Origin of the sequence: Pseudomonas guariconensis, assembly GCF_024127895.1 — a bacterium.
Taxonomy (GTDB): domain Bacteria; phylum Pseudomonadota; class Gammaproteobacteria; order Pseudomonadales; family Pseudomonadaceae; genus Aquipseudomonas; species Aquipseudomonas guariconensis_B.
The window spans coordinates 65,246-74,605 of the sequence record NZ_JAMYBK010000023.1 but is presented as its reverse complement, the minus strand read 5'-3'; the positions used below and the strand labels follow the sequence as shown (position 1 = coordinate 74,605).

General features: G+C 66.7%; 8 protein-coding genes. 3 read left to right on the top strand and 5 right to left on the bottom strand.

Annotation, left to right across the window (positions count from 1 at the left end; all coding sequences use genetic code 11):
* The 3 genes from NJF35_RS20110 to NJF35_RS20100 all read right to left on the bottom strand — a co-directional run.
* The coding region (locus tag NJF35_RS20110) for an SDR family oxidoreductase (RefSeq protein WP_317235060.1) at positions 1–156 on the bottom strand (156 nt) is incomplete at its 3' end.
* On the bottom strand, positions 157–453 hold the full coding sequence (locus tag NJF35_RS20105) for a BolA family protein (protein WP_225788234.1): 297 nt from the start codon (positions 451–453) through the stop codon (positions 157–159).
* A gap of 11 nt (positions 454–464) precedes the next feature.
* The gene (locus NJF35_RS20100; RefSeq protein WP_225788235.1) at positions 465–986 is read right to left on the bottom strand and encodes a DUF2059 domain-containing protein; all 522 of its coding nucleotides are present in this window, start codon (positions 984–986) and stop codon (positions 465–467) included.
* 157 nt (positions 987–1,143) lie between these two features.
* Here NJF35_RS20100 and NJF35_RS20095 point away from each other — a divergent pair, with 157 nt between their 5' ends.
* Positions 1,144–2,538: a class II fumarate hydratase gene (locus tag NJF35_RS20095; protein ID WP_225788236.1), complete on the top strand. Its 1,395-nt coding sequence runs from the start codon at positions 1,144–1,146 to the stop codon at positions 2,536–2,538.
* A gap of 121 nt (positions 2,539–2,659) precedes the next feature.
* Here NJF35_RS20095 and NJF35_RS20090 read toward each other — a convergent pair whose 3' ends face one another.
* Positions 2,660–3,622 (bottom strand): DMT family transporter, encoded by a 963-nt coding sequence (locus NJF35_RS20090; protein WP_225788237.1) that lies wholly within the window; start codon positions 3,620–3,622, stop codon positions 2,660–2,662.
* A gap of 156 nt (positions 3,623–3,778) precedes the next feature.
* The gene (pap, locus tag NJF35_RS20085; RefSeq protein ID WP_225788238.1) at positions 3,779–5,266 is read right to left on the bottom strand and encodes a polyphosphate:AMP phosphotransferase; all 1,488 of its coding nucleotides are present in this window, start codon (positions 5,264–5,266) and stop codon (positions 3,779–3,781) included.
* A 165-nt stretch (positions 5,267–5,431) separates the two neighbouring features.
* Between pap and mnmC the strand changes: the two genes are divergently transcribed.
* Both mnmC and NJF35_RS20075 read left to right on the top strand, forming a co-directional pair.
* Entirely contained in the window at positions 5,432–7,417 is a 1,986-nt protein-coding gene (gene mnmC, locus NJF35_RS20080) for a bifunctional tRNA (5-methylaminomethyl-2-thiouridine)(34)-methyltransferase MnmD/FAD-dependent 5-carboxymethylaminomethyl-2-thiouridine(34) oxidoreductase MnmC (protein WP_253091413.1), read from the top strand.
* A 152-nt stretch (positions 7,418–7,569) separates the two neighbouring features.
* Positions 7,570–9,357 carry an N-acetylglutaminylglutamine amidotransferase gene (locus tag NJF35_RS20075; protein ID WP_225788240.1) on the top strand — a complete coding sequence of 596 codons (1,788 nt, stop codon included), beginning with the start codon at positions 7,570–7,572 and terminating at the stop codon, positions 9,355–9,357.
* The last annotated feature ends 3 nt before the right edge of the window (positions 9,358–9,360 follow it).

Genomic DNA, 9,360 nt, shown 5'->3' with positions numbered 1-9,360 from the left:
GATATGGCTGCCAGTGGTGTAGGCCGACAGGGGCGAAGCCAGGAACAGGATGGCTTGGGCCGCCTCTTTGGGCAGGCCCAGGCGACCCAGGGGCGAAAGGACCGCGCAGCGGCCCCGATAATCGACGCGGGAGTCTACCAGAATCCCGGAAAGGATTCAGTGCCCGCCGCCAGCGCACACCGGCGATGCCGGCGCTGCGCCGACCTGGGCCCACTCCTCGGGCGTGTAGGTATGGATCGCCAGGGCGTGGATCTGGCTCATCAGCTCAGCCATGGTGGCGTAGACCTTCTGGTGGCGCTTGACGCTGTTCAGGCCCTCGAACTGCTCGCTGACGATCACCGCCTTGTAGTGGGTTTCCTGGCCACGGCTGTGCATGTGGCTCTCGTCGAGCACTTCCAGATGGCGTGGGCCGAGGGCAGCCAGTTGCTGCTCGATGCGTTGCTGCATGCTCATGGGTGTCGCACTCACTTCTTCGCTGGCGCGGCCTTGCCGGCGTTCGGGTCGAGTTCCTTGGTCATGTCCTCGAGCAGCTTGTTGACCACCGGTACCGCCGGCTCCAGCTTGGCCTGGGTCAGCTGGGCCGACTGCTGGGTGACCTTGGGCATCTCGCGCATGACCTTGCGGCCCAGCGGCGACTCATAGAACTTGACCAGGTCCTTGAGCTCGGCCTCGGTGAAGGTGTCGGTGTACAGCTTGACCATGTCGGGCTTGATCTTGCTCCAGCCGATGGCGTTGTCCAGGGCGGCATTGGCCTTGGCCTGGTAGCTCTCCAGCACGGCCTGCTTGGAGGTCGGCGCCTTGGTCTGGGCGAAACGCTGGGCGAACATCTGCTGGACCTGCATGTACACCGGGGTGCCCAGCTTGTCGGCATTGGCCAGGACCAGGAATTTTTCTGCGCTGGCGTTGTGGCTGGCGGTGGCGGCGAGGACCTGGCCGCTGGCACAGACCAGGGCGACGGCGGCGCAGAGGGCACGGAGACGGGTCATTGCAATTCCTTCATGAGAGAGGGAGGCGGATACCTCAGAGTAGAGCATTCTGCGCCGCGGCGGGCGCCCTGCTCAAGTGGCACGACGAGCGATGGAACCGCTCTGTCGAATCAGGGCCTAAACTGCGGTTTCGAACCCGCAAAGGAGTGAACGCAGCATGAGCCGTATCGAGACAGACAGCCTGGGCCCGGTCGAAGTTCCAGAGGACGCCTACTGGGGCGCGCAGACCCAGCGTTCGCTGATCAACTTCGCCATCGGCAAGGAGCGCATGCCCCTGGCCGTGCTGCATGCCCTGGCGCTGATCAAGAAAGCCGCGGCACGGGTCAACGACCGCAATGGCGACCTGCCGGCCGACATCGCCCGGCTGATCGAACAGGCTGCCGACGAAGTGCTCGCCGGCCAGCACGACGACCAGTTCCCGCTCGTCGTCTGGCAGACCGGTAGCGGCACCCAGAGCAACATGAACGTCAACGAGGTGATCGCCGGGCGCGCCAACGAACTGGCCGGCAAGGGCCGTGGCGGCAAGGCGCCAGTGCACCCCAACGACCACGTCAATCGCTCGCAGAGCTCTAACGACTGCTTCCCCACCGCCATGCACATCGCCGCGGTACAGGCGGTGCAGGAGAAACTCCTGCCGGCGATCGCCGAACTGTCCTCGGGGCTGGCGGAGCTGTCGGCGCGCCACCAGCACCTGGTCAAGACTGGCCGCACGCACATGATGGACGCCACGCCGATCACCTTCGGCCAGGAGGTGTCGGCCTTCGTCGCCCAGCTCGACTATGCCCAGCGGGCGATCCGTGCCACCCTGCCAGCGGTCTGCGAGCTGGCCCAGGGCGGGACCGCCGTGGGCACCGGCCTGAATGCCCCGCATGGCTTCGCCGAGGCCGTGGCCGCCGAGCTGGCGGCGCTGTCCGGGCTGCCGTTCGTCACCGCGCCGAACAAGTTCGCCGCCCTCGCCGGCCATGAGCCGCTGACCAGCCTGGCCGGAGCCCTCAAGACCCTGGCCGTGGCCCTGATGAAGATCGCCAACGACCTGCGTCTGCTCGGTTCCGGCCCACGCGCGGGGCTTGCCGAGGTGCGCCTGCCGGCCAACGAACCAGGCAGCTCGATCATGCCGGGCAAGGTCAACCCGACCCAGTGCGAGGCGCTCTCCATGCTGGCCTGCCAGGTGCTGGGCAACGACGCGGCGATCGGTTTCGCCGCCAGCCAGGGGCACCTGCAGTTGAACGTGTTCAAGCCGGTGATCATCCACAACCTGCTGCAGTCGATCGAGCTGCTGGCCGATGGCTGCCGCAACTTCCAGCAGCACTGCGTGGCCGGCATCGAGCCGGATGCCGAGCAGATGGCCGCGCACCTGGAGCGGGGGCTGATGCTGGTGACCGCGCTCAACCCGCACATCGGCTACGACAAGGCCGCGGAGATCGCCAAGAAGGCCTACAGCGAGGGCAAGACCCTACGCGAGGCGGCGCTGGAGTTGAAGTACCTGACCAATGAGCAGTTCGACCAGTGGGTAAGGCCGCAGAACATGCTCGCCCCCGGTGCCAAGGGCTGAGTCTTCGCCACCCTGGCCTAGCGTTCAGGGCCGTTTCGCGCCCCATCGCCGGCAAGCCGGCGATGGGTTGCAAAGCAGCCCCAGGATTACAGGCCTGACCGGCGTCGGTGCCGACCCGCGCTCAGTGCACCTGGGCCAACCGCGCCCGCCGGGCCCGCCATCCGGCCACCAGCGAAGGCCCCAGGGCCACCAGCGCCGACCCGACCACGACCGTCACCGCGCCGAGATAGCCCAGGGCATTGATGTCTTCGGCATGCACATACTCCGGCCACACCCAGGCCGCCACGGCCACCGCCACGAAGGTCACCAGCGGCGTCAGGGCCAGGGTCGCGCTGACCCGCGAGGCTTCCCAATGGGCCAGGGCCTCGGCGAACGCGCCGTAGGCCACGAGGGTGTTCAGGCAGCACGCCAGCAGCAACCAGCCCTGCACGGGGGTCAGTCGCAGCGCTTCGAGCGGGTGCACCCAGGGCGTCAGTAGCAAGGCGCAGCACAGGTAGATCACCATCATCACCTGCTGGGAATGCCAGACGGTCAGCAGTTGCTTCTGGCTCAGGGCGTAGAACACCCAGATGCTGGTCGCCAGGAGGATGGTCAGCACACCGGTGGTGTAGGTGCCCAGGGAGGTCAGCAGCTCTTCCAGGCGCTGGTTGAAGAACAGGCCGAAGCCCGCCAGCAGCACCAGCAACCCCAGGCCCTGCCCCAGGCTGAAGCGCTCCTTGAACACGAACACACTGGCCACCAGCAACAGCACCGGGCCGATCTGTACCACCAGTTGCGCGGTGCCGGGGCTGAGCAGGTTCAGCCCGACCAGGTAAAGCACGTAGTTACCCATCAGGCCGCACACAGCCAGCGCCACCAGCCCCTTGCCCTTGGGCCCGAGCTTGCCGAACGACGGCAACCGCCGGTTGGCCGCCAGCCAGGCGAACAGCAGGCTGCCGGAGACCAGCAGGCGATACCAGGTGACGGTCACCGGGTCCATCACCTGCAGGACCTGCTTGAGCTTGATCGGCAGGATGCCCCAGAGCAACGCGGTCAGAAGTGCCAGGAACAGGCCATAGACCCAGCGTCCGGAAGAAATGTGCATAACGTCCTCGATCTCAAGCCCTTTGGTGGGGGTGCTGAAATTCTAAGGGTTTGCTGTGATTGGCTGGCGGGAAGTGCCTGGAAAAGATTTCATCAGGTCATTCCCCCCAGGCATGGCAGGCGGGCTGCAAGCTTGAAGCTTGAAAGCGCACCACGACTACTTCTTGTCGAATGCCGCTTCCAGCGCCTCGTTGATGGTGCGCAGTACCTTGACCCGCGCCCAGCGCTTGTCGTTGGCCTCGACCAAGGTCCAGGGCGCGATCTCGGTGCTGGTGCGATCGACCATGTCGCCCACCGCCTCGGCATAGACATCCCACTTGTCACGGTTGCGCCAGTCTTCCTCGGTGATCTTGTAGCGCTTGAAGGGAATCTGCTCGCGCTCCTCGAAACGCTCCAGCTGGGTCTGCGGGTCGATCGCCAGCCAGAACTTGACCAGCACCACGCCGGCGTTGCTCAACTGCTCCTCGAAATCGTTGATCTCGCCATAGGCGCGCATCCAGTCGGCGGGGGTGCAGAAGCCCTCGACCCGCTCCACCAGTACACGGCCATACCAGGAGCGGTCGAAGATGGTGAACTTGCCTCGCGCCGGGATGTGTCGCCAGAAGCGCCACAGGTACGGCTGGGCGCGCTCCTCCTCGGTGGGCGCGGCGACCGGCACGATGCGGTACTGGCGCGGGTCGAGCGCGGCGGCGACGCGGCGGATCGCACCGCCCTTGCCTGCCGCGTCGTTACCCTCGAACACCGCCACCAGGGCGTGGCGGCGCATCTGCTTGTGGCGCAGCAGGCCGGCCAGGCGCGCCTGCTCGGTGACCAACTGCTCCTGGTAGTCGCGCTTGTCCAGGCGCTGGCTCAGGTCCAGCGCGCCGAGCAGGCTCTTCTGGTCGATGCTGCGGCCCAGGGGCGCGACGTTGCCCTTGTGCTTGCCCTTCGGCTCGCTGGCCAGGGCCGCCTGCAGGCTCTCCAGCAGGATGCGCCCCACCGCCAGGCTGCGGTAGTACGGGTCGACGCCTTCGATGATGTGCCAGGGTGCATAGTCGCGGCTGGTACGGCGCAGCACCCGCTCGCCGAAACGCACGAAGCGGTCGTAGGTCTGCGACTGCTGCCAGTCCAGCGGGCTGATGCGCCAACTGTGCAACGGGTCGTCCTTGAGCGCCTTGAGGCGAGCCTTCATCTGTTTCTTGGACAGGTGGAACCAGAACTTGATGATCAGCGCGCCCTCGTCGCAGAGCATCTGCTCCAGGCGCTCGGCCCCGGTGATGGCTTGATCGAGCACCGCGTCCTTGAACAGGCCATGGACCCGGCCTTGGAGCATCTGGCTGTACCAGTTGCCGAAGAATACCCCCATGCGCCCTTTCGGCGGCAACGCTCGCCAATAGCGCCAGGCCGGCGGCCGCGCCAGTTCCTCGTCGGTCTGCTGGTCGAAGGTGCGCACCTCGATCAGGCGGGGGTCCATCCACTCGTTGAGCAGCTTGACCGTCTCGCCCTTGCCGGCGCCCTCGACGCCGTTGATCAGCACGATCACCGGAAAGCGCGCCTGCTGCTTGAGTTCGTACTGGGCCTCGAGCAGCGCCTCGCGCAGGGCGGGCACTTCGGCGTCGAAAGCCTCCTTGTCGATGCTGTGGCCTATTTCGGCGGATTCGAACATGCTTGCCTGGGCTCCTTCAATGGATAAGCAAGACTAGCGGAAGTCGGGGCTGCAAGCTGCAAGCTGCAAGCTGCAAGAAAGTGTAGGCCGTGCCACCATGCGCACCATCTCGTAACTTGCAGCTTGAAGCTTGCAGCTCCCCGATCACCCGCAATTGAAACGACCATGCCAGATACCCGCCTTCCCCAACACGCCCAAATCGACTGGGACGACCAGGGCCGACCTCATTCGCGGCAGTACGACGACGTCTATTTCTCCAAGAACGAGGGCGTGGCGGAGACCGAACACGTCTTCCTCGAACAGAACCACTTGCGTCAGCGCTTCGCCGAACTGGCGCCCGGCGCCTGCCTGGTGATCGGCGAGACAGGCTTCGGGACCGGCATGAATTTCTTCTGCGCCTGGCAGTTGTTCGCCGAACAGGCGCCTGACGAGGCCCGCCTGCATTTCGTCAGTGTCGAGAAGTACCCGCTCAGCCATGACGATCTCGCACGCGCCGTGCAGCTGTGGCCGGAGCTGGCGCCCTATTGGCAACCGCTGTTGGCGCAATACGTGGCGATTCATCCGGGGTTCCAGCAGTTCTCCTTCGCGGATGGGCGGGTCACCCTGACATTGCTGGTCGGCGATGCGCTCGAACAACTGCCCCAACTCGATGCCCAGGTCGACGCCTGGTTCCTCGACGGTTTCGCCCCCGCGAAAAACCCCGACATGTGGACGCCCGAGCTGTTCGCGCAACTGGCGCGGCTATCGCACCCGGGCACCACCCTGGGCACCTTCACCACCACCGGCTGGGTCCGTCGGGGCCTGATCGCCGCAGGCTTCGCCATGCACAAGGTGCCGGGCATCGGCAAGAAATGGGAGATCATGCGCGGCGACTTCCAGGGCTGGCCCGCCGAGCAGCCCGTGCCCTCGCGGCCGGCCCCCTGGTATGCCCGCCCCCGGCCAATGCCCGGCGCACGCCAGGCCCTGGTCATCGGTGCGGGCCTGGCCGGCAGCGCCAGTGCCGCCAGCCTCGCCGCGCGCGGCTGGCAGGTCAGCGTGCTGGAGCGCCACGACGCCCCCGCCCGGGAAGCCTCCGGCAACCCCCAGGGCGTGCTGTACCTCAAGCTCTCGGCCCATGGCACCGCCCTGTCGCAGATGATCCTCGCCGGTTTCGGCTATACCCGTCGCTGGCTGCAGCGCCTGCGACGCGGCCAGGACTGGGACGCCTGTGGCGTGCTGCAACTGGCCTTCGACGCCCCGGAAGCGCAACGCCAGGCCAAGCTGGCCCAGACCTTCGACTGCAGCCTGCTGCAGCCGCTCGACCAGGCCCAGGCCGAAACGCTGGCCGGCGTGGCCCTGCCTGCTGGCGGGCTGTTCTATCCCGAGGGCGGCTGGGTGCATCCACCGGCCCTGTGCCAGGCGCAATTGCAGCACCCACGCATCCGCGTGCTGGCGCACCACGAGGTGATCGAGCTGCGCAAGGCCGACGGCCTGTGGCAGGCCTGGGATGGCGAGCGCCTGCTGGCCAGTGCGCCGCTGGTGGTGCTGGCCGGCGCCGCCGACGTGCGTCGTTTCGCGCCTTGCGCCGGCCTGCCGCTCAAACGTATCCGCGGGCAAGTCACCCGCCTGCCCAGCACCGAAGCCAGCCGCGCCTTGCGCACGGTGGTCTGTGCCGAAGGCTACGTGGCGCCCCCGCGCGAGGGCGAGCATACCCTGGGCGCCAGCTTCGACTTCCACAGTGACGACCTTGCGCCGACTGTCGCCGAACACCAAGGCAACTTGGCTTTGTTGGAGGCGATTTCCACCGATCTTGCCCAGCGACTGCACACCGATGAGTTAGACCCAGAACACCTGGAGGGCCGCGCGGCGTTCCGCTGCACCAGCCCCGACTACCTGCCGATCGTCGGGCCGCTGGCCGATGCCCAGGCGTTCGCCGAGGCCTATGCGGTGCTGGCCAAGGATGCCCGCCAGGTGCCCGACACCACCTGCCCGTGGCTGGAAGGGCTGTACGTGAACAGCGGGCATGGCTCGCGGGGGTTGATCACGGCGCCCTTGAGCGGTGAGCTGATCGCGGCCTGGGCCAGTGGCGAGCCCCTGCCGGTGCCTCGCGCGGTGGCCGAGGCCTGTCACCCGAATCGCTTTGCGTTGCGCAGGTTGATTCGCGGCAAGTAGGGACTCCTTGGGGGCACGAAGCGGCCCCCAACATCCACGCTTATAGCAAATCGTTCTAAAACTCTCATAAATCTCAAAGGTCGGTTCCATACCACCCCATTTCGGGGTATACCTAAAAAAGACTTCCCCAACGGCAAAACCGGTAAGGACCTATGTGCGGATTAGCAGGAGAGTTTCGTTTCACCCCCATCGACCAAGCCCCTCGCCCGGCGGATCTCGCCGCGGTGGAGCGCATGACCCATCACCTGGCACCCCGTGGCCCCGACGCCTGGGGCTTCCATAGCCAGGGCCCGATCGCCCTCGGCCACCGCCGCCTGAAAATCATGGACCTGTCCGACGGCTCGGCCCAGCCCATGATCGACAACACCCTAGGCCTGTCGCTGGCCTTCAACGGCGCCATCTACAACTTCCCGGAACTGCGCCAAGAGCTGCAGGACCTGGGCTACACCTTCTTCTCCGACGGCGACACCGAAGTGCTGCTCAAGGGCTACCACGCCTGGGGCGCGGCACTGCTGCCCAAGCTCAACGGCATGTTCGCCCTGGCCATCTGGGAGCGCGACAACCAGCGCCTGTTCCTCGCCCGCGACCGCCTCGGCGTCAAGCCCCTGTACCTGTCGCGCAATGGCGAGCGCCTGCGGTTCGCCTCGAGCCTGCCGGCGCTGCTCAAGGGCGGCGACATCGACCCGGTGCTCGACCCTGTCGCGCTCAACCACTACCTCAACTTCCACGCCGTGGTCCCTGCACCGCGCACCCTGCTGGCCAACGTGCAGAAACTCGAGCCAGGCACCTGGATGCGCCTCGACCGCCATGGCCAGGTAGAACGCCAGACCTGGTGGCAACTGCACTACGGCCCCAACCCTGACGAACAAGAGCTGGACCTGGACGACTGGACCACCCGCGTGCTCGACGCCACCCGCGATGCCGTGGCGATCCGCCAGCGCGCGGCGGTGGACGTGGGCGTGCTGCTGTCCGGTGGCGTCGACTCCAGCCTGTTGGTCGGCCTGCTGCGAGACGTCGGCGTGGACGACCTGTCGACCTTCTCCATCGGCTTCGAGGACGCCGGCGGCGAGCGCGGCGACGAGTTCCAATACTCAGACCTGATCGCCCGTCACTACGGCACCCGTCACCACCAGTTGCGCATCGCCGAAAGCGAGATCATCGAGCAGTTGCCGGCCGCCTTCCGCGCCATGAGCGAGCCGATGGTCAGCCACGACTGCATCGCCTTCTACCTGCTTTCGCGGGAGGTGGCCAAGCACTGCAAGGGCGTGCAGAGCGGCCAGGGCGCCGACGAGCTGTTCGCCGGCTATCACTGGTACCCGCAGGTCGATGGCGCCGACGATGCCTACACCGCCTACCGCGAAGCCTTCTTCGACCGCAGCCACGCCGAATACCGCGACACGGTGCTGGCGCCCTGGCTGCTGGAGACCGACGTGGCCGGCGAATTCGTCCGCGAGCACTTCGCCCGCCCCGGTGCGTCCGAGGCGGTGGACAAGGCACTGCGCCTGGACAGCACGGTGATGCTGGTGGACGACCCGGTCAAGCGCGTCGACAACATGACCATGGCTTGGGGCCTGGAGGCGCGCACGCCGTTCCTCGACTACCGCCTGGTGGAACTGTCGGCGCGCATCCCGGCACGCTTCAAGCTGCCGGACGGTGGCAAGCAGGTGCTCAAGGCCGCTGCGCGTCGGGTCATCCCCCACGAAGTGATCGATCGCAAGAAAGGCTACTTCCCGGTGCCCGGCCTCAAGCACCTGCAAGGCGCCACGCTGGACTGGGTACGCGAGCTGCTGACCGACCCGAGCCAGGACCGTGGCCTGTTCAACCCGGCGATGCTCGACCGCCTGCTGAGCAATCCCCACGGCCAGCTCACCCCGCTGCGCGGCTCCAAGCTGTGGCAACTGGCGGCCCTGAACCTGTGGCTCAGCGAACAAGGAATCTGACCG

Coding starts and splice junctions, on each gene's coding strand:
- NJF35_RS20105 (WP_225788234.1), bottom strand. CDS start 453: ATGAGCATGCAGCAACGCATCGAGCAGCAACTGGCTGCCCTCGGCCCA.
- NJF35_RS20100 (WP_225788235.1), bottom strand. CDS start 986: ATGACCCGTCTCCGTGCCCTCTGCGCCGCCGTCGCCCTGGTCTGTGCC.
- NJF35_RS20095 (WP_225788236.1), top strand. CDS start 1,144: ATGAGCCGTATCGAGACAGACAGCCTGGGCCCGGTCGAAGTTCCAGAG.
- NJF35_RS20090 (WP_225788237.1), bottom strand. CDS start 3,622: ATGCACATTTCTTCCGGACGCTGGGTCTATGGCCTGTTCCTGGCACTT.
- pap (WP_225788238.1), bottom strand. CDS start 5,266: ATGTTCGAATCCGCCGAAATAGGCCACAGCATCGACAAGGAGGCTTTC.
- mnmC (WP_253091413.1), top strand. CDS start 5,432: ATGCCAGATACCCGCCTTCCCCAACACGCCCAAATCGACTGGGACGAC.
- NJF35_RS20075 (WP_225788240.1), top strand. CDS start 7,570: ATGTGCGGATTAGCAGGAGAGTTTCGTTTCACCCCCATCGACCAAGCC.